Source organism: Micromonospora sp. NPDC047738 (assembly GCF_040642675.1).
Classification (GTDB): domain Bacteria; phylum Actinomycetota; class Actinomycetes; order Mycobacteriales; family Micromonosporaceae; genus Micromonospora.
Map to the genome: position 1 here is coordinate 17,320 of NZ_JBEYSO010000022.1, position 22,156 is coordinate 39,475.

Genomic DNA, 22,156 nt, shown 5'->3' on the forward strand with positions numbered 1-22,156 from the left:
TCGCCGACCCCGCGCCACCCGCGCCCGCCAGCGGTTGCGCCAGGTCATTGCGCGCGACATCCACGGCGATTGCCCTGCTGCCGGGTGGAGACCTGTCTCCCGTCGATCAATCGGGGCGACGATCGTGACTGGCTCGATCAGTAGAGCAGGTAGGGCCGGCGCTGCCGGTCGAAGGCGGCCAGCTCGTCGGCCCACGCGCCCACCACGTCGTCCACGTCAGCACCCGCGTCGATCATCGTGCGCAGCCGGGGCGATCCGGTGAGCTTGTCGATCCAGTACGGCCGTTGTGCGTCCCACGCGTCCTGCCGCCAGGCGAAGGCCGGATACTTCCGCGCCTCGACCAGCAGCGCCACCCCGGTGCGAATCGGGTCGTAGGCGGCCCGGTCCACGACCTTCACCTCAACGCCGGCGCAGAGCTTGTTGAGCAGCGCCGGCTTCTGGCCGGCGGCCGTCGGCGAGAAGTACGCCTCCCGGAACTCGACTCCGGGCAGGTCACGAGCGTTGAGGCGGTCACTCCAGTGGTAGTCGAAGTCGGTGGCGAGCCCGCCGATCAGCTCGAACGGCCGGCAGGTGCCCCGGCCTTCGGTGATCGACGCGACGCCCTCGAAGAGGCAGGTGCCCGGGTAGACGAGCGCCGTGTCCGTGGTGGGCATGTTGGGGCTGGGCATGACCCAGGGCAGGTCGGTGTCGGCCGCCAGCATGCTCCGCTTCCAGTGCCGGCACTGCACCACGTGCAGGTCGACCTGCCGTCCCACCTCGGCGGGCAGGAACTCGGCGTTGAAGAAGCGGGCCAGTTCGCCGACGGTCATGCCGTGCTGCTGAACGATTTCCTTCAGCCCCACACCAGAGGTGTAGCTGGGGGTCATCATCGGGCCGTACGCCCGGCCGCCGATCGGGTTGGGCCGGTCGAGCACGACGTACCGCTTGCCGACGCGAGCCGCGGCGAGCATGGAGGTGTACATGGTCCAGATGTAGGTGTAGAAACGCGCGCCGACATCCTGGATGTCGAACACCACGGTGTCCATCCCGGACTGGGTGAACATGGCCTCCCACTTGGCCTGCGAGGCGCCGTACGCGTCATAGACAGTGATGCCGGTCCGCGCGTCGGTGCCGGTGCCCTCACTACCGCCTGCCTGGGCCGAGCCCCGAAAGCCGTGCTCCGGGCCGAACGCCGCGACCACGTCGACCTGGCCCGAGCCGTGCATCAGGTCGACGAGGTGACGGTAGGCGGAGTCGACGCCCGTCGGGTTGGAGATCACTCCCACCTGCTGCCCGCGCAGCTCCGCAAAGCCGGAGCGCACCAGCACGTCCAGGCCCGTCTCGATCCGGCGGATCCCCGGGTCGGCGCTGCTGGGTGCGCTGGCCAAGGTTCCGGCGAGGGCGCCACCGGCGACCGCCCCGGCTCCGGTGAGGAAGGTCCTGCGCTCCATAGGGTGCCTCCAAGCAGCTCAGTTCATCGAAACTTAGCTACAGCACCACGGTCAGTCAAGGAAGGATACCTACAATCCTGCGCCGCGGTGGTGTAGCCGGATGTGCACCCGCCACCAGCCGCAGCGGATCGACGACCTAACATGCCCGGCAATGATGTTCATGTTTCGCGCCCTGCGGCTACGCCGCGCCGCCCGCAGGCACTTCGGCTGGCAGAAGCTACGCCCGGCGCAGCTACGCGCGATGCGGGCGCTGCTGGCGGGCCGCGACGCGCTCGTCGTCCTGCCCACCGGCGGCGGAAAGTCGGCCATCTACCAAGTTCCGGCGACGCTGCTGCGCGGTCCCACCGTGGTGATCTCACCGCTGCTGGCGCTGCAACAGGACCAGATCGGCAACCTCAACGAGCGCGACGATCCGGCGTTGCGCGCGGTTCGAATCAGCTCCGCGGAGAGCCCCGGCAAACAGGCCGCCGCCCTGGCGGAGCTGCGCTCGGGTGCCGCGACCTTCCTGTTCATCACCCCGGAGCAGCTCAGCTCGCCGGAGCGGCTGGCCGAGGTCCGCGCGCTGCGTCCGGCACTGGTGGCGGTGGACGAGGCGCACTGCATCTCGTCGTGGGGGCACGACTTCCGCCCCGACTACCTGAGCATCGGCCACCTCATCCGCGAGCTGGGGCGACCGCCGGTCGTGGCGTTGACCGCCACCGCGTCGCCGCCGGTACGCGACGACATCACCGCGCGCCTCGGCATGCGCAAGCCGCGAGTTGTTCTCGGCGGGCTGGACCGGCCGAACCTTTTCGTGACCGCCACGCACTGCCCCAGCGAGGACTACCGCTGGCGCAGGCTTCTCGCCTTCCTCAAGGAGACCGACCCGCCGGGCATCGTGTACGTGCCGACCCGGCGCGCCGCCGAGGAACTCGCCGAGCGGCTCTCCGACGCGGGTTTCCCCGCCGAGGCGTACCACGGGGGGATGGCGGCGGGAGTGCGTCACCGCCGCCACGAGGACTTCCTCGCCGACCGGGTGCCGATCATGGTCGCCACGTCGGCGTTCGGTATGGGCATCGACAAGCAGAACATCCGTTGGGTGGCGCACGTGGCGCTGCCCGACTCACCCGACAGCTACCTGCAGGAGATCGGCCGGGCAGGGCGGGACGGCGAAGCAGCCCGGGCGCTGCTGCTCTACCGGCCTGAGGACGTCGCCCTGCAGCGCTTCTTCACCGGCGGCGCACCCGACCTGCCCGAGCTACGAGCGGTCGCAGCAGCCCTGCACGGCGGCCCGATGACGCGCACCGCGCTGGCGGCGGCAACCGGCCTGGGCGCCCGCAAGCTCGCCAGCCACCTCAGTCTGCTGGAGCAGGTCGGCGCGGTGGCGACCGGCCTCAGGGGACAGCTCACCGTCCCTCGGTACGCGCCCCTGCCCGATGAGGCGGCGCGGCAGGCGGTGGCCGGATACGCCCGCTATCAGGTCGGGCAGCGTTCCCGCACCGACATGATGCGCCGCTTCGCGGAGATTCCCGGCTGCCGGATGCAATCGCTGCTGGGCTACTTCGGGGAGCAGTTGAGCCTGCCCTGCGGGCATTGCGACAACTGTGCCGGCGGCACGTCCGAGGTGATCCCGGACGACGGCCCGTACCCGCTGCACAGCACGGTGCGGCACGCCAAGTGGGGACCCGGCGTGGTGCTCGGGTACGAGAAGGACCGCATGACCGTGCTCTTCGACGATGTCGGCTACAAGACTCTGTCGGTGTCGGTCGTGCAGACCCAGGGCCTGCTCGAGCTCGAGGTGAGCCGCCGCTGAGTCCACTGGCTGTTCGCCGCGGCGAACCGGGTTGACCGTTGGGTGGACCCGCCTCAGCGCGGCCTGACGGACGGCGCCAGAATCCCGCGACGACCCCTCGCTCGGATGATCAACACAGTGGCTACCGCCGCCGATGCCCAAACGGTCAGCCGCACCGGCTGAGCCATCAAGCTCTCCGGCGGAGGCGGCAGTATCACCATCTGCAGAGCGGCGCCGGCCGGCGCCAGTAGGGCGGCGAGCGTCCCGGCCGGACCCGGGTCGCCCGATCAACGCGCCGGCAACCCCGAGCGCAGGGCCGAGCACCACGCTGCTGATCAGCCAGTACCGGGTCGCCATGCCCCACCAGGGGTCGCCGTCGAAGAGCACGTCCATGCCGTAGTAAGCGGTGGTGGCGAACGCCAACGTGAGGCCCCCGGCTACCGCCCCACGCAGCAACCCCGCAACGGGTCGGGTGTGCCCGCTCACCAACCAGCCCACCAGCACCGCCGTCGCGGCCCACGCCCATCCGGCGTCGAGAACGAGACTCGCGAACTCTGCGGTCTGCGACCAGCCACCACGCTCGGCGCGCGCAGTGCCGACTTCGCCAAGCCAGATCGGCACATGGTTCACCACCGAGTCGACGGCACCCAACGCCATCCCGACGACCGGTCCAGCCGCCACCCACCACACGCGATCATGCCCCCGCACCATGGCAAGCATTGTGCGCGATGCCAGTCGATCAACCCGGCTGCCTGGTCGGCGGATCGGAGCCACGACGAGACCGCTCGGTCTTCCCCGGCGTGCGAGCGCTTGCCGCGGTGGTGCCCAGTTCAGGGCAACTACCGAGGACTATCGATGGCCAGTGGGGTGCGTGGGAACACCCGATTGACGGCGATGCGAGCGAGCCAACCGAGAGCGGCGGTGAAGAGCGGCGGCCACACGATCGGCCCGAAGGTGTAGGCGACCAGCACCACGAGCGGAATCCACACCCGGTGCACGGCCTGGTAGCGCAGCCCGGGCGCACGAAGGCCGGCGAGCCGCGCCAGGTCGGGCAGCGCGAAGAACGCCAGGGCAGCGGCTGTGGTCGCCAGGCCGTACTTGAGGCTTTCGAAGATTGCGAACGCGACGAGGAACACCGCGAGCGCCGCCCAGCCAACCCGTCTCGGTCCACTGCGGGCTCTGGGGAGGGACTGCGAAACCGGACGGCGAGTTCCCTCAGTAGTCACCTGCGAAGCGTAGCTTCGGAATCATCACTGGCCCCTTACGCCGGTACCGCGGTCCGGAGGATCGTCCACTGGCCTGCGGACACTCGGTAGCGTGGCGTCGGCCCAGTCGTCATGATCGGGTCCGTGCTTGCTGACCTGTGGCCCCAGTACGGCCTGACCATCTACACGCCACGACTCGAACTCCGCCTGCCCCATGAGGAGGAACTCGCGGCACTCGCTCGGCTGGCAGCCGACGGCGTGCACCGGGCCGACGAGCGTCCGTTCCTGACCCCGTGGACCGACGGCAGTCCCGAGGATCGGGCGCGGTTCGTGCTGCAGGGACATTGGGACCAGCTCGCCGGGTGGAGCGTGGCAGCGTGGCGCCTCGGGCTCGCCGTCTTTCACGACGGGAACCCGCTCGGCGTGGTCACCCTTCGAGCACGCGATTTCGTGGTTGTTCGGGAGGTCACCACGTCCTCGTGGCTGGGGATCGAACACCAGGGCAAGGGTTACGGAACCGAGGCTCGGGTCGGTCTGCTTACGCTGGCCTTCGACCACCTCGACGCACGTGCGGCGCTGACCGAGGTGTTCCAGGACAACCACGCCTCACAACGAGTGTCCCGCAAGCTCGGCTACGAGGCCGACGGCATCTCGGTCGACGCCCGCGGCGGCGAGGCCGTCGTGTCGGACCGCCTACGGCTCACCAGGCAGAGGTGGCTTCAGCAGGAGCGGCCCGAGGTAAGAGTTGACGGCATGGCAGCTTGTCGCCCCATGTTCGGCCTTTGATGGCATCCGCTCAGAGCCGCCGCCCGCGTGCTCGACGTCGGTCGGCCGGACGAAGGCCTGGATTGTCGGACGACCTGTCGGACAAGCACTGCCGCGAACGGCCGGCGGCGGCCCGTGCGAGCCGGGACCGGGGGAGCAGGGTTGGGATCGGCGCTGTCGCCGTCGCGGCGGTGCTCGCGCTGTCGGTAATCTGACCGATTCCCGTGGACCGGCAATCGGATTCCTAGTCGGATGTCGCCCCCCGGTGGGTGATGTCGTCCGTCCACTTGCCAGTCGGTACCACCTTCGATACACAATGGGCGGTGGGCTGAGCGCGCCGGGGCGACGACCAGAGTGATCCGCCGACACCGATGGAGGCATATCCATGGCGTTGACGCCGGCAGTTGGCAGTGGCTGCGGCGCGTCGTCAACCCCACCGCCACCAACCCAGTCCGAGCGGCCGGCCAATTCCGAGGTCGAGTGGGACAGCTTCGATTCCCACGCCTATCTTCGGCACAACTATTCGGCGCTGCGCGCCGATGACCGCGAAATTCTCTGCCGTACCAGAGATTTCTTTGCCGATGCGGAACTCTCCGACGTGCGCTGCGTGGATGTGGGGTCGGGGGCCAATCTCTACCCGGCGCTGTCGCTTCTGCCGTTCGCGCGTGTCATGGACCTGTGTGAATGGTCGGCGTCGAACGTGGGCTGGCTGCGCACGCAGATCGACGGCTACGACGAGCTGTGGGATCCGTACTGGCAGGTCTGCGCGGAGCACCCGACGTATTCCGCGCTGGCCGACCCGCGGGGCCGCCTGGCGCAGGTGGGCCGGGTACGGAAAACGAGCGTCTTCGACCTGCCGAGGCGCACCTGGGACGCGGGCACCATGTTCTTCGTGGCCTGCTCGATATCGGCCGACCGGGCGGAATTCCAGCACGCCGTGGGCCGATTTCTCAGTGCCCTGCAGCCCGGCTCGCCGTTCGCCGTGGCGTTCATGCTCGGCTCCCGCGGCTACCACGTCGGCCAACGCTGGTTCCCGGCCGTGGAACTGCAGCGCGTCGACGTGGTGGCGAGCATCGCCGCCGGCGCGTACGACCTGAACGTCCACGAGGTGCCGCCCACGCCGCCGCTGCGGGACGGGTACCTGAGCATGCTGCTGGCCACGGGTCGTACCCGCGGCTGAAGCAGTGCGGAGCTTCGGATGAGGTAGCGCGTGGGCCGCGGCGACCGTCACGCCGTCCGCAGCCAGCCGAGGGTCTTCATCGTGGAGATGTCGGTGGCCTTGAGGCCGGCGTCGGAGACGGTCCAGAGCACTCCGTCGACCATCAGTGACCGGCGGATCGGCATCAGATCCTCGGGGCGCCCCGTGCCCAGCGGGTGGTCGACCGTGCCGACCTCGGTGAATCCGCCGTCGCCGACCCGCAGCGCCAGCGCCACGTTGGTCGGCGGACCCGGCCTTCCGGCGGCACTCTGGCCGTTGGCCGTGCCAGGCCGCACGGCGCCTCCGTAGACGGTCAGTGGGACCACGACCAGGCGTTCGGGCGGCCAGTAGAGGAACGCGTGCGGGTCGAACTCCGCCTCGGAGTTCCCCTGCTTGACGTGGTACTGGGCGGTTCGGGTCGGCTTGGCCGGATCGGAGACGTCGAAGAGTGACAGCTGGGTGCCCTGGACCCGGCCCTGGTCCGTCGCCTCCTGCCCGACGCCGAGGAGTTGCCCTTCGCCGGCCGGGTGCAGGTACGCCGAATACCCGTTGATCTTCAGTTCGCCGCTCACCTTCGGCGCTGTCGGATCCCGCAGGTCGACGGTGTAGAGCGGGTCGGTCTGCCGGAAGGTGACGACGTACCCGGCGTCGCCGACGAACCTCACCGCGTGGATACGTTCGCCCTTGCCCAGTCCGGTGACCTTGCCGACCTGGGTCAACGTCGTGCCGTCCGTGCGCAGGACGTACACGCTGGAGGTCGAGTCTGGCTTGTCGCCCCAGGTGCGGCCGCTGGTGGTGGCCACCCGCAGGTGCCCGTCCCACTCCGACATGGCGTACTGGTTGATCAGCCAGCCTGGCACGGTCGCGGCGGCGAGGTACCGCGGGGCGCCCTCGCCCGAGGTGTCGAACTGGTAGATCTCGGTGGTCTCGTCCTTGGGATCGGGGGCGGTGTTCCGCCTGGTCAGCATCGGCAGCACGCGCCAGCGCTGATCGTTGGCGACGTACAGCCGCTGCTCGTTGCTGTAGACGGTGTCGCCATCGGCCAGCACGGTGACCGGGTCGCCGGCGCCGAGCGTGGCCGCACCCAGGTCGAAGCTGAGCACGGTCACCAGCGACGTGCCGGAGTAGCTGGCCGGCCGGCTCACCCGATCGCAGCCGACCCGCCCGGTGCTGGTCCGCCCGCCGGCGGTGATCTCGTACCGGGGCAGCCAGTCGTCGGCGGTGGCGTTGTCGATGATCTCCCGGTTGGCGGCGGTGCGCTGCGCGTCGGTGACCTTTTCGCGGTACGGGAAGGCCAGCCGAGGCGCGGAGCGGACCACGACACGAACCGTCGTGCCCACCTGGCGGGCGTCCACCAGGCTCCCGTCGATCCGGTATTCGCCGATGATCTTCGGCGCGCCGGAGAGGTCAACCATGATCAGCCGTGGGCCGACGAGGTCCTCCGACGTCGGGACGGGACACCCGTCCGCTGGCGCCGTGCGGCCGCCCGCAGCGGCGGCGGGTTTCGCCGTCCAGGCCCACCCCTCGCGGAGCAGTACCAGCGCCCGGTCGCCCTGGAGCAGCAGGCTGTCCTCGGCGCCACCGAACCCGTCGGCGCCGGGCACCAGTTCCAGTTCGCCGGTAAGCCGGCGGGCGGCCGGATCGATCACGTACAGCTTGCCCCGGTTGACCGTGACGATCCGCTTGCCGTCGGTCTTGACCAGGTCCGGCTCGTCGACTCCGGCCTCGTGGGTGTTGGTGCCCGAGTAGCCGGGGGCGCCAGCCCCGGGCGCCGGGTTCGCCTGCTTCGCTGCGGCGGGCGCCCCGGCCCGTTCCGCACCGTCCGCGGCACGCAGGTCCCCGTTCGGGCCGAACCCCCAGGGCCCGACGTACGCCTTGGCAGCCGTCTTGAGCTGCCGCAGCGCCTCCGCGCAGGAGTCGAAGGCAACGAGCCGGAAACCGCCGGCCGGCACTGCCCGGTCACGTGGTGGCGCGGCGGCCGGTTCCGCCGTGCAGCCGGCGACCAGGGACAGGCTGACGACCAGGATCACTCGCATGGCCCGGGCTTGAGCCATGCCTCGGAGGACGCCGGTGGCGGCGGTTCGATGGGGGACGTGGACGCTGCTACCCGTCATGTCGCCTATGACGTGTCCGCCCCGGGCCGGGTTCCTAGCGAACCGCCCGCGCGTGGAGGTTTACCCGATCGACGACGCCGGGAGCCTCGACTCACCGTCGGGCCGCGCGGGACTTGAGGTCGATCAGGGCGGCTCGGCGAGGGGCGGCCCGGCTGAGCTCGACGGCCATGCGTCAGCCCCGTGACCTTCAGGGCGCCCGTCTGACCAAGGCCGCCCCTCGATGTCCACTCCGACGGCTCGGCGTTCGGTCGGGTGGTTCGGGGCGGCGCCGGTGGGTCCGGCGCCGCCCCGAGCCGAGGCGGGACTGTTTTCCGTTCAGCGTGTGGCGAGGAATTCGTTGATGGCGATGGTGACCTGCTGGCCGGTGGTGTGGCTGCGCACTATCGACATCACGTGGTCGTGTAGGTCGGTGGTGCCGGTGCGGTCGTAGGTGTCGGAGATGACCAGGTCGAGCCAGGGTCGTTTGATCGGTTCCGGTTTGCCTTGGACGGGTGTGGCGAAGAAGTCGGCGAGGGCGTCGGCGAGGCGGCGTTTCGCTGTGGCGAGTTGCTGTGGCAGGTCGCCTTGCCGGTCGGTGGGTATCTGTTTCAGGGTCGTGGTGGCGTCGGTGAGGTCGGTGACTGCGGTGTCGAGTTGTGCGGGGGTGGTGAGTTCGGTTGCGGCGATGTGGTTGAGCAGGTCGCGGGTGTGGACGAGGTGTTTCACGACGGTCAGTCGCTGGTTCAGGGCGGTGACCTGGGTGGCGTCGGTGACCTTGGCGATGGCCGTCTCGGCGGTCGTGATCGTGTCCGCCGACGGGTTGGTCTCGGCGGCGGCGACCGCGTCCTGCGCCGCCTTCAGCAACTGGGCCGCGACCCCCGGGTCGTCGGCGAAGATCCGCCACTCGGTGATCGCCACCGCGGAGTAGGTGGTGCCGTTGCCGTTGGCCTGGACCGTGGCCCGTACCCGGGGCGTGGTGACGGGGTCGAAGGTGACGGTGTTGAACGCGGTGGTGCTGGTGCCGTAGGCGGCAGCGCCGGTCACGTCGCGCCAGGCGGAGGCCGCCTCGTCCCAGTACTGCAGCACCCACCCGTCGGGCTGGGCCACCCCGTCGCCGGTTCCGCGGTTGGAGTCCCGCCAGAACTTCAGCTCCGTGCCGACGAGCCGTACCGGGCGAGACCAGTCGTACTGGACCCACTGGGTGGCCGGGCGGGTGCCGGACCAGGTGCCCCAGATCTGCGCCTGGCTCGGGCTGGGCGGATCGGCGTTGTCATTGAGCGCGGTGAGGCTGTTCCAGCTCGCGGTGTAGGAGGCGGACGGGGTCGCGATCGGTCCGATGTTGTCGGTGAGCGGCCCGTACAGGTCCGCCGGGATGGTGACCGTCTTGGCGGTCTCCAGGTTCCCGGCCAGGTCGATCGCGCGGAACGACACGGTGTGCTTGTTCGCGTCGGGTGCCGCGATCGCGTCGCTGTAGGTGGTCCACGCCCCGGTGTCGATGGCGTACTCGATGCGGGCGACTCCGGAGGTCGTGTCCCTCGCGGTCACCGTGACCCCTCGGGTGGTGCCGTCCACGGTGGCGGCGCTGACCGGTGCTGTCGCGTCGATGCGTACGGCGAGGCTCGCGGGTGCCGATGCGTTGCCCGCCCGGTCGGTCGCGGTCGCCGTGACGGTGTGCTGCCCGTCCCCGGAGACGTTGACGTCCACGTGCCGTACGTCGGTGGCGACCACCGGCTGGCCGGCGTTCACCCGCGACTCGATGGTGAGCCGGCCGCCGCGGTCGTCGACACCGGCGACACGCACCCGCACGGCGGACCGGAACCAGCCGGCGGCGCCGGCGCTGCCGCTGGGCGTGAGCGTCACGGTCGGCGGGGTCACATCGCCCTCGGTGTCGTCGGGTGAAATGACGTTGACCTGCGCGGAGACCCGGCCGCCGGCGTAGCCGAGCACGGTGCCCTGGATCGTGACCGTGCCCGGCTTGGTGACCTGCTCCGGCGTGAGTGGGTCCCAGAAGACCGGAATCTGCAGCGTTTCGTCGCCGAACGCCACGGGGAGGGTGTCGGGCAGCTCGACCTCACCCACTTCGACCGTCATGGACGGCGCGGTGACGGATGCCGGCTGCGCGGCGAGGATCTTCCACTCCTCGACCGCCACCGCCGAGTAGGTGCTGCCGTTGGTCGACGCGTCGAACAGCGCGCGGACCTGGGTGGTGGTCACCGGGTCGAACGTGGTGTTCTGGAAGCCCTGCGTGCCGGTTGGGTAACCGCTCGGGTTCGGCACGTCCGTCCATTGGCCGGTGGCGAGGTTCCAGTACTGGATGCGCCAGCGGGCAGGCGCGGCGACGCCGACGCCGGTGCCCTGCGGCTGGTCGTTCCAGAAGTCGATCTGCGAACCGGAGATCCGCATCGGCTGGTTCCACGTGTACTGCACCCACTGCTGGGGCGGGTTGTTGCCGGTCCAGGTGCCCCACATGTCCGGGGGCAGGGGGTTCGACCGGACGATCTCGTCGTTGAGCGCCTTGACCCAGTACTGCGTGGGCACCGGCTCGTTGGAGACGGTCACCTTCGCCTCCTGGGCGATGTTCGCCCGGGGCGTGAGGTCGCGTCCCTTGACCGGGGTCGGCGTGACCGCGGCTCTTCGCGGCCATCGACGGCGTCGCCATGGCCAGCTCGGAGGAATTCCCCGGCCGCGTCGTGTTGCGCGAGTCGACCGTGCCCTTCGGCTGAGGCGCACGGGCGGGTCGGGCGCGACGCCGCCGTGCGGGCACCGGAGCGGGGTTGCGGAGTGTCACTGGACGAGGCAACATTTCGGTCCTCCGCCAAAATGTTACCGTTAACGTTCCGCGTCGGGGAGGGGTTCCATGGCCGACTCGACCATGAAGGTGGCCAGGCTGCACGGGCCGGGTGAGGTCCGGCTGCATGATGAGGTCCTGCCGGGCGTGGTGGGGGTCGACGACTCGTTGGTCAAGTTGACCGCTGCGTCCGATCGAGCTGGCCACCCGCGGGAAGGCTTCCCTGGCGCCGCTCGGAAATCGAGGATGATGAGCCTCAAATGGTGAAGGAACCATCAGAAGTGAATGCGCCGAGGGGCCGCCGGTTGCCGGTCATGGGGGACGTCGCGCGCCTGGCAGGCGTGTCGCACATGACCGTGTCCCGCGTCCTCAACGAGCCCGAGTCGGTGCGCCCGAAGACCCGCGAGCGGGTTCTGCTGGCCATCGAGCAGCTCGGCTACCGACGCAACAGCGCCGCGCGGAGCCTGGTCACCCGGCGTTCGCAGACGCTCGGCGTCGTCTGCTTCGACACCACGCTCTATGGTCCGGCTTCGATGCTCAACGGCATCGAGCATGCCGCCGAGGACGCGGGATACGCGGTGAGCGTGGCGAGCCTGCGCCGGCCCACTGCTGAGGCGGCGACCCAGGCCGTCCAGCGTCTCGTGGGCCAGTCGGTGGACGGGCTCGTCCTGATCGCTCCGCAGGCTGCCGAGGCGATGGCGTTCGTCCGCGCGTTGCCGACTGACGTTCCGGTCGTGGCGGTGGAGAACGCGTTGCCGAACGTCACCAGTGTCTCGGTCGACCAGGTCCTGGGTGCCCGCATGCTCACCGAGCACCTGCTGTCCCTGGGCCATGAGACCGTTCACCACGTGCGGGGGCCGTCGGACTGGAGCGAGGCGAACGGGCGTGTCGACGGCTGGTTGGCCGCGCTCGAGGAGAACGGGCGAACGGTGCCGCGAGAGCTCGTTGGCGACTGGAGCGCCAAGTCCGGGTACGTTGCCGGCCAGAAGTTGGCCCGGGATCGTCGGGCCACCGCGGTGTTCGCGGCCAACGACTCGATGGCCCTGGGCGTGCTGCGGGGGCTGCACGAGGCAGGGGTGCGGGTGCCGGAGGACGTCAGCGTGGTGGGGTTTGACGACATCCCCGAAGCCGCGTTCATGACGCCGCCGCTGACCACGGTCAGCCAGCCGTTCCGGGATGTCGGGCGGCGCAGCATCGAGATCCTGTTGAGCGAGATCGAGGGGGGCGAGGAGCCTGGGGCTTCGTCGCTCATCCCACCTGAGCTCGTGGTTCGCAACAGCACGTCGCACCGTCGCCGGTAGGGCGCCCTCGACGACCGCGCGCAACCTGCTCGAAACAATCTCTTCTTCGAGTCTTGACGCCGCCGAAGTTAACGCTAACATCTCGGGTGACTCCGCTCACACGCCTACGCCGCGATTGCGCACGTACCTGGTTGGAGGAACCCGATGTTGCCGCGCTCCGTTATCGCTCACGCCTCCGGGTACGTGGTGGGTGTCGACTTTGGCACGTTGTCCGGCCGGGCAGTGGTGGTCCGCGTCCGCGACGGCGCGGTGGTCGGCTCCGCGGTCCACGAGTACGCGCACGGCGTCATGGACGAGTTCCTGGCTGCCAGCGGTGAGCGGCTGCCGCCCGACTGGGCGCTCCAGGTCCCCGCGGACTACCTCGACGTGCTGCGCCACGCGGTGCCCGAGGCGGTCAACGCAGCCGGCATCGCCGCCGACGAGGTCATCGGCATCGGCACCGACTTCACGTCCTGCACCGTGCTGCCCACCCTCGCGGACGGCACACCGCTGTGCGAGCTGCCCGAGCTGACGGGCCGGCCGCACGCGTACGTCAAGCTCTGGAAGCACCACGCGGCCCAGCGCCACGCCGACCGGATCAACCAGTTGGCCCACGAGCGCGGTGAGCCCTGGATCAGTCGCTACGGCGGTCGGATCTCCTCGGAGTGGGAGTTCGCCAAGGGCCTCCAGCTCCTCGCGGAGGACCCCGACGTCTATGCCCGGACCGACCGCTGGGTCGAGGCCGCCGACTGGATCGTCTGGCAGCTGACCGGCACCTACGTCCGCAACGCCTGCGCGACCGGCTACAAGGCGATCTACCAGGACGGCCGCTACCCCGCCGAGGACTTCCTCGCGGCGCTGCACCCGGGCTTCACCGACTTCGTCAGCCGCAAGCTCGCCGGCCCGATCGCGGCGCTCGGCACCCGAGCCGGCAGCCTGACGCCCGCGGCCGCGGCGCTGACCGGTCTCCCGGCGGGAATCGCCGTCTGCACCGGCAACGTCGACGCCCACGTGACCGCGCCCGCGGCCGGGGCCGTCGAGCCCGGCCAGCTCGTCGCCATCATGGGCACCTCGACCTGCCACGTGGTCAGTGCCGAGGTGCTGACCGAGGTGCCCGGCATCTGCGGGGTGGTCCATGGCGGAATCGTCGCGGGGCTCTGGGGGTACGAGGCCGGCCAGAGCGGCGTCGGGGACATCTTCGCCTGGTTCACCGAGCGGAACACCCCTCCGGCTTACGTCGACGAGGCACGCGCCCGAGGCATCTCGGTGCACGACCTGCTCACCGAGAAGGCAGCCCTGCAACCGGTCGGCGCGCACGGCCTGGTCGCGCTCGACTGGCACAGCGGGAACCGGTCCGTCCTGGTCGACCATGAACTCTCCGGTCTCGTCGTCGGGCTGACCCTGGCGACCCGGCCCGAGGACATCTACCGGGCGCTGCTGGAGGCGACCGCGTTCGGCACCCGCGCCATCGTCGACGCCCTGCGCGCGGGACGCGTGCCGGTCACCGAACTCGTCGTCGCGGGAGGCCTGGTCAAGAACCGGTTCCTGATGCAGCTCTACAGCGATGTGACCAGGCTGCCCATCAGCATCGTGGGTTCCGTGCACGCACCCGCGGTCGGCTCGGCGATCCACGCCGCGGTCGCCGCCGGCGCGTACCCGAGCGTGCCGGACGCGGCGGCGGCCATGGGCCGGCGCGACGTCGCGGTCTACCAGCCGGACGAGAAGCGCGCCGCGGCCTACGACGCGCTCTACGCGCAGTACCTGAGGCTGCATGACTACTTCGGCCGCGGCGGCAACGACGTGATGCACGAGCTGCGCCGGATCCGGCGGGAGGCGGAGACCCGATGACGATGTACGAGACGACGCTCACCGAAGCGGTGCGAACGATCCGGGAGGCGGTTGCGGCGCTTCATGCGCAGCTGACCGCGTACCGCCTCGTGGCCTGGACGGCGGGCAACGTGTCCGGCCGGGTGCCGGGTCGCGATCTGATGGTCATCAAGCCGAGCGGGGTGGACTACGCCGACCTGACGGCGGACTCGATCGTCGTCTGCGACCTGGACGGCAACCTGGTCGAGGGTGACCTCAACCCGTCGAGCGACACCGCGGCCCACGCGTACGTCTACCGGCACCGGCCCGACGTCGGCGGTGTCGTCCACACCCACTCGACGTACGCCTCGGCGTGGGCAGCTCGCGGCGAGCCCATCCCGTGCGTGCTCACCGCGATGGCCGACGAGTTCGGCGGCGAGATCCCGGTCGGACCGTTCGCCATGATCGGCGATGACTCCATCGGCCGGGGCATTGTGGAGACGCTCTCCGGGCACCGATCGCCCGCCGTGCTCATGCGCAACCACGGCGTGTTCACGATCGGGTCGACGCCCCGCGACGCGGTGAAGGCGGCGGTCATGTGCGAGGACGTCGCGCGGACCGTCCACCTCGCACGGCAGCTCGGCACACCGCGGGCGATCGATCCGGTCGACGTGGACCGGCTCTACGCGCGCTACCAGAACGTGTACGGCCAGCCCGGCCGGTCCGATGGAACGGAGTGACACTCGTGCCGACAGTAGATGAACCCGGTGAGATCTGGTTCCTGACGGGAAGCCAGGCACTGTACGGCGAGAGCGTGCTCGAACAGGTCGCGGCGCAGTCCCGCGAGGTGTGCCAGGCGCTCGCCGGCGGCCTGCGCGTTAACGCTCGCCTGGTGTGGAAGCCCGTGCTGACGACCGCCGACGCGATCCGCCGCACCTGCCTGGACGCCACAGCCGACGATGCCGTGGTCGGCGTCATCGCCTGGATGCACACGTTCTCACCGGCGAAGGCCTGGATCGCCGGCCTGTCCGCGCTGGGCAAGCCGCTGCTGCACCTGCACACCCAGGCCAACCGGTCGCTGCCGTGGGCCGAGCTGGACATGGACTTCATGAACCTCAACCAGGCCGCACACGGCGACCGCGAGTTTGGGTACGTGCAGTCGCGGCTGGGGGTGGCCCGCAAGACCGTCGCGGGCTATGCCGGCGATCCGGGCGTCGCGGACCGGGTCAGCGCGTGGGCCCGCGCGGCGACCGGCTGGCGGGCGGCTCGGTCGCTGCGGATGGCCCGCTTCGGCGACAACATGCGCGACGTCGCCGTCACCGAAGGCGACAAGGTCGGGGCGCAGGCGACCCTGGGTGTCTCGGTCAACGCCTACGGGGTGAACGCGCTCGTCGCGGCCGTCGACGAGGCGGGTGACGCTGACGTCGACAAGCTCGTCGTCGAGTACGAGGAGCGCTACGACGTGGCACTTGAGCTGCGTCGCGGCGGCGAGCGGCACGAGTCCCTGCGCTACGGCGCCCGGATCGAACTCGGCCTCCGCCAGTTCCTCGAGGCCGGTGGCTTTGACGCCTTCACGACGAACTTCGAGGACCTTGGCGGTCTGCGGCAACTCCCCGGTCTCGCCGTGCAGCGCCTGATGGCCGACGGCTACGGGTTCGGCGGTGAGGGGGACTGGAAGACGGCGGCGCTGCTGCGCATCCTGAAGGTGGTGGCCGGAGACGAGCCCGGCGGCACCTCGTTCATGGAGGACTACACGTACCACTGGGGGCCGGGCGAGCCGAAGATCCTGGGCGCGCACATGCTTGAGGTCTGCCCGAGCATCGCCGACGGCCGGCCGAGCCTGCAGATCCACCCGTTGTCGATCGGAGATCGCGAGGACCCGGTTCGCCTGGTCTTCACCGCCGCGCCCGGCCCCGGTCTCGTGGTCGGCCTGGCCGATCTGGGTGGCCGGCTCCGACTGACCGCCAACGAGATCGACCTGGTGGAGCCGGATGAGCCGCTGCCGCGGCTGCCGGTCGCCCGTGCGGTATGGAAACCACACCCCGATCTCGCCACGTCGGCCGAGTGCTGGCTGCTCGCGGGGGGTCCGCACCACACCGTGCTCAGCACCGCGGTCGGCCGGGAAGCCCTTGCCGATTTCGCCGACATGGCCGGTGTCGAGCTGCTCATGATCGACGCCGCGACCGACCCCCGGTCGTTCGCCGATCGAATCCGCTGGAACAGCACGTACCACCGCCTGGCCCAGCGACCGTAATCCCGCCTGCCGGCCGGCCGGGCGGACCGGGCCCGTGGGATCTCCGACGCCAACGGAGTCCTGCGGGCGTGCGGACCGACGCACCACACGTAGAAATTTCCAGCCTCGCCGGGACCGCGGCGCGGATCGAACGATGAGCCTAGGAGAAGGATATGAGACGAACCTCGCGCGGGCGAGTTGGCCTGCGCTCGCTGGCAGGAGTCCTCGTGGCGGCGCTGGCCCTCGGCGCGGCCGCGTGCGGCAAGGACGACTCGAAGGGGTCGGCAGCGGTGCAGGCCGGGCCCGATGGCACCGATGACGGCAGTGAGCTGACCCTCTGGACCCGCGCACCGCTGGAGAAGCAGGCGAAGCTCCTCGTCGAGGCGTACAACTCCAGCCACAAGAACAAGGTCAAGCTGACCGTCGTCCCGAACGACGACTACGTGGCGAAGGTGGGTGCGGCGGCCGGCTCGGGCGGGCTTCCCGACCTGTTCGCCGCGGACATAGTCTACGTGCCGAACTGGGTGCAGCAGGGGCTGTTCAAGGACCTCAGCTCGAACATCAACGGCCTCGGCTTCAAGGACTCCATCAACAAGGGGCACCTCGCGGCCGGCACGCGCGAGGGCAAGTCGTACGTGCTGCCCTTCGTGCTGGACCTGTCGATGATGTTCTGGAACAAGCAGCTGTTCAAGGACGCCGGCCTGGACCCGGAGAAGGCCCCGGCGACGCTGGAGGAGTACGCCGCCGCCGCCAAGGCGATCCAGGCGTTGAAGAAGGATGGCGTCTACGGCACGGCAACCGGTCTGAACTGCGGCGGGTGCCTGGTCTTCACCTGGTTCCCCACCATCTGGGCCAGCGGCGGTGAGGTGCTCAGCGAGGACGGCGCCAAGTCCAAGCTCGCGGACGACACCGCCCAGAAGGTCTACAGCACCTGGCGGGACCTGTGGAAGTCCGGTGCCGTGCTCCCGTCGTCGAAGGACGAGGCGGGCCCGACCTGGACGGCCGGGTTCACCCAGGGCAAGGTGGGCCTGATGTTCTACCCGGCGACGCTGCTCTCCTCGACGCCGTTCGATGTCGGGGTCGCCGGCATCCCCGGCCCGAACGGTGGCGCCTCCACCTTCGTCGGTGGCGACGGCATCGGTGTCTCCAAAGACTCGAAGAAGGCCGCGCAGGCCTGGAACTTCCTGAACTGGATGATGTCCGAGGAGGCCCAGGTCGAGGTCCTGGCCAAGAACAAGGACGTGGTGTCGCGCTCCGACCTGGCGAACAACAAGTACGCCGCCCAGGACCCGCGGCTGGTCACCATCAACGAGGTGGCCGGCAAGGGTGACACGCCGGTCGCGTTGAACTTCCAGCAGGCGTTCAACGCGCCGAACAGCCCGTGGCTGACCCTCGTGCGCAACCAGGTGCTGGGTGAGGGCGGCAATCTCCAGAAGGACAACGACGAGATCTCTGCCGTGCTGGGGCAGTAGCCGTTCGCCGTGGGCGTGTGCCGGGCCGCCGGTCCGGCACACCCTCGCGGCACGACACCGGCCCGGCACGCGGCAGCTGCCCGCCGGCCAATGAACGAGAGGTTTCCATGAGAGTCAACGCACCTCCATCCGGTGCGGCGATTCGACGCGTCGCCCGTCGCAGCAGCCGTCGAGCCCTGCTCGGCTGGCTCTACGCCACACCGACCGCGGTCTTCGTGGCGGCGCTGTTCGCTGTTCCGCTGCTGCTTGTGATCCGGATGTCGGCGTCGAGATGGCCGCTGCTGGCCGGCGACCAGGGAATCAACTTCCCCGACAACTTCGTGAAGGCGGTGAACCACCGGTTCTTCACCTCATCGGTGGTGTTCACCATCAAGTACACGGTGCTCGCGACCGTGTTGCTGCTGCTGCTCGGGCTGGGCCTAGCCCTGCTCGTGCAGGAGTCGAGCCGATGGAACAACCTGGTCCGCGCCTCGTTCCTGGTGCCCAGCGCGCTCGGGCTGGCCTCCGCATCGCTGCTGTTCTACGTGCTCTACTCGCCGTACGCCAGCCCGGTGGCACCCCTGATGGAGCGCTGGGGCTTCACCTTCCTCGGTTCACCGAACGCGGCGCTCTTCTCCACGATCTTCCTCATCGTCTGGCGCTACGCCGGCTTCTACATGGTGCTCATGCTCGTCGGCTTGCAGGGCATCTCGGCGGACGTGTACGAAGCTGCGCGGATGGACGGCGCCAGCCGTTGGCAGACGTTCTGGAAGGTCACCCTGCCGCTGCTGCGTCCGACACTGGCGCTGACCACCGTGCTCTGCGTGACCGGCTCCCTGCTCGCCTTCGAGCAGTTCTACATCCTCACCAAGGGCGGCCCGGACAACAGCACGATCTCCGTGGTTCAGCTCATCTACTCGGTGGCGTTCCAGGGCCAGAACGACCTCGGGGTGGCGGCGGCCCTCTCCATCATCGCGCTGGTGGCCCTGGTCATCATCAACGCGCTGCAGATGCGCGCCTTCCGGTCCGAGGAGAGCTGACGCGATGCCCACCGGTTCCCCGTCCACCGCCACCGCGATCAGCGAACGGCCGTCGACGCCTACGACGGCCCCGGCCGCACCAGGCAGTTCGGGTGGTACCACCACCCTCGCCGGCGTCGCACTGCGGACGCCCTACTGGGTACTGACCGGGGCGTTGGCCCTGATCTTCCTGTTTCCGCTCGTCTGGACGGCCGTCGCCTCCGTCGCGCCGCAGGCCGGCACGAACCAGACGCAACGCTGGGGGTTCGGCAACTACGAGACGTTGACCAACTACCAGGCCGGCATCTGGCGCTACCTCGCGAACTCGGCGTTCGTGTCCGCGCTGACGGTCGCCCTGACCCTGCTGATCTCCCTGCTCGGCGGGTACGCGTTCGCGCGGTTCCGGTTCCCCGGCAAGAACGTGCTGTTCCTGATCACGCTGGCCATCCTCATGGTCCCGTACGCGACGTTGCTCATCCCGCTGTACGTGCTGCTCAACGAGGTGGGACTGCAGAACTCCCTGGTCGGCGTGGCCCTCGTGCTCACGGTGTTCCAGCTGCCGTTCTCCACCTTCCTGATGCGCATCTCTTTCGAGGCGGTGCCGCGGGAGCTCGACGAGGCCGCACTGGTCGACGGATGCTCGTCCTTCGGCGCGCTCTGGCGCGTACTCGTGCCCGCGGTGAAGCCGGGCATGATCACTGTCGCGCTCTTCGCGTTCCTCGCCGCGTGGAACGACTTCATGGCGCCGCTGATCCTCATCAACGACTCCGAGCGGATGACCCTGCCCCTCGCCGTGTCCAACCTTCGTGGCCAGGTCCAGGGCGTCGTCGACTACGGCGCGACCGAGGCGGGCGTGGTCGTCCTCGCGCTTCCGTGCATGGTCCTGTTCCTGCTGCTTCAACGACACTACGTGCGCGGCTTCATGTCCGGCGCCCTGAAAGGATGACCATGATCGGCACCGCACCCACGGCCGCACCTGTCATGGCGAGCCGCGGCCGGCTCCGGCCGCTCGGACTGGGCGACGTCCGGATCACGGGCGGATTCTGGGCCGAGCGCCAATCGGTCAACGCTGCGGCGACCCTCGAGCACATCCAGCACTGGCTCGAGCGGGAAGGCTGGATCCGAAACTTCGACCTCGCCGCCGAGAAGGGCGACCTGGCTCGCGAGCGGCGCGGACGTGAGTTCTCCGACTCTGAGGTCTACAAGTTCCTCGAAGCGATGGCGTGGGAGATCGGCCGGACGGGCGACGCGGGCCTGGAGTCGCGGTTCCGCGCCGTCGTTCGGCGGGTGGCCGAGGCGCAGGAGCCGGACGGGTACCTCAACACCAAGTTCGGCCGGCCGGGCCAGGCGCCCCGCTGGTCCGACCTGGAGTGGGGGCATGAGCTCTACTGCACCGGTCACCTCCTGCAGGCGGCGGTCGCCCGCGCGCGGACCCGTCCGGACGCCGACGACGGGCTGCTCGCGGTCGCTCGCCGTGCCGCCGACAACGTCTGCGAAACGTTCGGACCGGACGGCATCGACGGCGTCTGCGGCCACCCGGAGATCGAGACGGCGCTGGTCGAGTTCGCCCGGGTCACCGGCGATGACCGTTACCTCGCCCAGGCCGCTCTCTTCGTCGAACGGAGGGGCCACGGCCGGCTCCGCGACGTGGAATGGGGCCGGGAGTACTTCCAGGACGAGATCCCGGTGCGCCAGGCGACAGTGCTGCGCGGGCACGCGGTGCGGGCGAACTACCTCTCCGCCGGCGCCGTCGACGTCGCGGTCGAGACGGACGACGCGAGCCTGCTGGCGGCGGTGCGTCGGCAGTGGCAGAACACGGTGGCGCGGCGCACGTACGTCACGGGCGGGCAGGGCTCCCGCCACCAGGATGAGGCGTTCGGCGACGACTGGGTGCTGCCGCCCGACCGCGCGTACTCCGAGACCTGCGCCGGCGTCGGCTCGGTGATGCTCGCCTGGCGGCTGCTGCTCGCCTCCGGCGACCCCCGGTACGCCGACCTCATCGAACGGACGCTGTTCAACGTGGTGTCGACGTCGCCGTCGGCCGACGGCCGGAGCTTCTTCTACACCAACACCCTGCACCGCCGGGAACTCGGCACCGTCCCGGACACCGACCGGCCCAGCCTTCGGGCCGCCGCCTCGCTGCGCGCGCCCTGGTTCGAGGTGTCCTGCTGCCCGACCAACGTGGCACGGACCATGGCCAGCCTGGCGGCGTACGTCGCCACTGCGGACGACGAGGGTCTGCAGCTCCACCAGTACCTGCCCGGCACCGTCACGCACCGCCTGGCCGACGGGCGTGACCTGTGCGTCACCGTCGCGACCGACTACCCCCACGACGGCCATGTCCGGGTGCGGGTCGACAGCGACGACGACCGCCCCTGGTCGCTGTCGTTGCGCGTTCCTAGCTGGGCCGTCGAGGGCGCGACGCTGACCGTTGACGGAACCACCCTCCCGGTCGGCCCGGGCGTCGTCACCGAGCGACGGACGTGGCGACGCGGCGACAAGGTCGTCCTGTACCTGCCGATGGCACCCCGCTTCACGTACCCGGATGCCCGCATCGACGCGGTCCGCGGCTGTGTCGCGGTGGAGCGCGGCCCGCTCGTGCTGGCCCTGGAATCCGTCGACGTGACCGGCGTCGAGACCGTTGACGAGCTGCGCGTCGACCCGAGCGAGCCGCCTCGCCTGGTCGACGGCAGGGTCGTCGTGCGCTGCCGGCGCGTGCGCCCGCAGGACCACGACTGGCCCTACCGGAGCGCCGGGGCCGAGTCGGCACCCGGAGCGGGGGAGGAGTTCGCCGAGGTGGCCCTGGTGGAGTACCACGCCTGGGCCAACCGGGGGCCCTCCACGATGCGCGTCTGGCTTCCCACGGGCTGACGGTCGGCGGTGCCCGAGATGGACCGGAGGAGACCAGCGGGTCGGCCCCGGCGTGTCTGCTCGTGCGACGGGCGGCCGCCGGGTCGGCTCGTCCCCGGATCCGATCCAGCTCGGGCCGCCGCTTCAGCGCGAGCCTCGGCCCTGGCCGGTGACCAGCCCTCAGGCCGGCCCGCCGAAGTGAGCGCTAACGCTGTGCCCCGCCGGTGTGGACTTCGAGAAAGAAAAGCCAGGTCGAGGATTGACGGC

At 70.1% G+C, this 22,156-nt stretch carries 16 protein-coding genes; 12 read left to right on the forward strand and 4 right to left on the reverse strand.

What is annotated here, in order from left to right:
* Positions 1-137: 137 nt before the first annotated feature.
* Positions 138-1,430, reverse strand: a complete 1,293-nt coding sequence (locus tag ABZ783_RS27255) for a DUF1343 domain-containing protein (RefSeq protein ID WP_357442847.1) — start codon at positions 1,428-1,430, stop codon at positions 138-140.
* A gap of 151 nt (positions 1,431-1,581) precedes the next feature.
* Between ABZ783_RS27255 and ABZ783_RS27260 the strand changes: the two genes are divergently transcribed.
* On the forward strand, positions 1,582-3,222 hold the full coding sequence (locus ABZ783_RS27260) for a RecQ family ATP-dependent DNA helicase (protein WP_357442850.1): 1,641 nt from the start codon (positions 1,582-1,584) through the stop codon (positions 3,220-3,222).
* A gap of 818 nt (positions 3,223-4,040) precedes the next feature.
* Here ABZ783_RS27260 and ABZ783_RS27265 read toward each other — a convergent pair.
* The gene (locus tag ABZ783_RS27265; RefSeq protein WP_357442852.1) at positions 4,041-4,337 is read right to left on the reverse strand and encodes a hypothetical protein; all 297 of its coding nucleotides are present in this window, start codon (positions 4,335-4,337) and stop codon (positions 4,041-4,043) included.
* A 213-nt stretch (positions 4,338-4,550) separates the two neighbouring features.
* Between ABZ783_RS27265 and ABZ783_RS27270 the strand changes: the two genes are divergently transcribed.
* Positions 4,551-5,192, forward strand: coding sequence for a GNAT family N-acetyltransferase (locus ABZ783_RS27270; protein ID WP_357442855.1), 642 nt, complete (start codon positions 4,551-4,553; stop codon positions 5,190-5,192).
* Positions 5,193-5,556: 364 nt separating this feature from the next.
* Positions 5,557-6,351, forward strand: a complete 795-nt coding sequence (locus tag ABZ783_RS27275) for an SCO2525 family SAM-dependent methyltransferase (RefSeq protein WP_357442858.1) — start codon at positions 5,557-5,559, stop codon at positions 6,349-6,351.
* 47 nt (positions 6,352-6,398) lie between these two features.
* On the opposite strand, the gene ABZ783_RS27280 is transcribed toward ABZ783_RS27275, so the two are convergent.
* Entirely contained in the window at positions 6,399-8,405 is a 2,007-nt protein-coding gene (locus ABZ783_RS27280) for a beta-propeller domain-containing protein (RefSeq protein WP_357442861.1), read from the reverse strand.
* A gap of 393 nt (positions 8,406-8,798) precedes the next feature.
* On the reverse strand, positions 8,799-11,021 hold the full coding sequence (locus tag ABZ783_RS27285) for an Ig-like domain-containing protein (RefSeq protein ID WP_357442864.1): 2,223 nt from the start codon (positions 11,019-11,021) through the stop codon (positions 8,799-8,801).
* A 298-nt stretch (positions 11,022-11,319) separates the two neighbouring features.
* Here ABZ783_RS27285 and ABZ783_RS27290 point away from each other — a divergent pair, with 298 nt between their 5' ends.
* From ABZ783_RS27290 to ABZ783_RS27330, 9 genes are all read left to right on the forward strand, one after another.
* Complete coding sequence (locus ABZ783_RS27290) at positions 11,320-11,517, forward strand: hypothetical protein (protein WP_357442866.1); 198 nt, start codon at positions 11,320-11,322, stop codon at positions 11,515-11,517.
* Positions 11,511-12,551: a LacI family DNA-binding transcriptional regulator gene (locus ABZ783_RS27295; protein ID WP_357442869.1), complete on the forward strand. Its 1,041-nt coding sequence runs from the start codon at positions 11,511-11,513 to the stop codon at positions 12,549-12,551. Before ABZ783_RS27290 ends, ABZ783_RS27295 begins: the two co-directional genes overlap by 7 nt.
* 144 nt (positions 12,552-12,695) lie before the next feature.
* Positions 12,696-14,378 carry a ribulokinase gene (gene araB / locus ABZ783_RS27300; protein ID WP_357442872.1) on the forward strand — a complete coding sequence of 561 codons (1,683 nt, stop codon included), beginning with the start codon at positions 12,696-12,698 and terminating at the stop codon, positions 14,376-14,378.
* Entirely contained in the window at positions 14,375-15,076 is a 702-nt protein-coding gene (locus ABZ783_RS27305; RefSeq protein WP_357442875.1) for an L-ribulose-5-phosphate 4-epimerase, read from the forward strand. The genes araB and ABZ783_RS27305 overlap by 4 nt, the downstream gene beginning before the upstream one ends.
* A gap of 5 nt (positions 15,077-15,081) precedes the next feature.
* Positions 15,082-16,590, forward strand: a complete 1,509-nt coding sequence (gene araA / locus ABZ783_RS27310; RefSeq protein WP_357442878.1) for an L-arabinose isomerase — start codon at positions 15,082-15,084, stop codon at positions 16,588-16,590.
* A gap of 152 nt (positions 16,591-16,742) precedes the next feature.
* Entirely contained in the window at positions 16,743-18,041 is a 1,299-nt protein-coding gene (locus ABZ783_RS27315; RefSeq protein ID WP_357442881.1) for a sugar ABC transporter substrate-binding protein, read from the forward strand.
* A gap of 107 nt (positions 18,042-18,148) precedes the next feature.
* On the forward strand, positions 18,149-19,060 hold the full coding sequence (locus tag ABZ783_RS27320; RefSeq protein WP_357442883.1) for a sugar ABC transporter permease: 912 nt from the start codon (positions 18,149-18,151) through the stop codon (positions 19,058-19,060).
* A gap of 4 nt (positions 19,061-19,064) precedes the next feature.
* Positions 19,065-19,985: a carbohydrate ABC transporter permease gene (locus tag ABZ783_RS27325; protein ID WP_357442886.1), complete on the forward strand. Its 921-nt coding sequence runs from the start codon at positions 19,065-19,067 to the stop codon at positions 19,983-19,985.
* A 2-nt stretch (positions 19,986-19,987) separates the two neighbouring features.
* A complete protein-coding gene (locus tag ABZ783_RS27330; protein WP_357442889.1) occupies positions 19,988-21,910 on the forward strand; it encodes a beta-L-arabinofuranosidase domain-containing protein in 1,923 nt (640 codons plus the stop codon).
* The last annotated feature ends 246 nt before the right edge of the window (positions 21,911-22,156 follow it).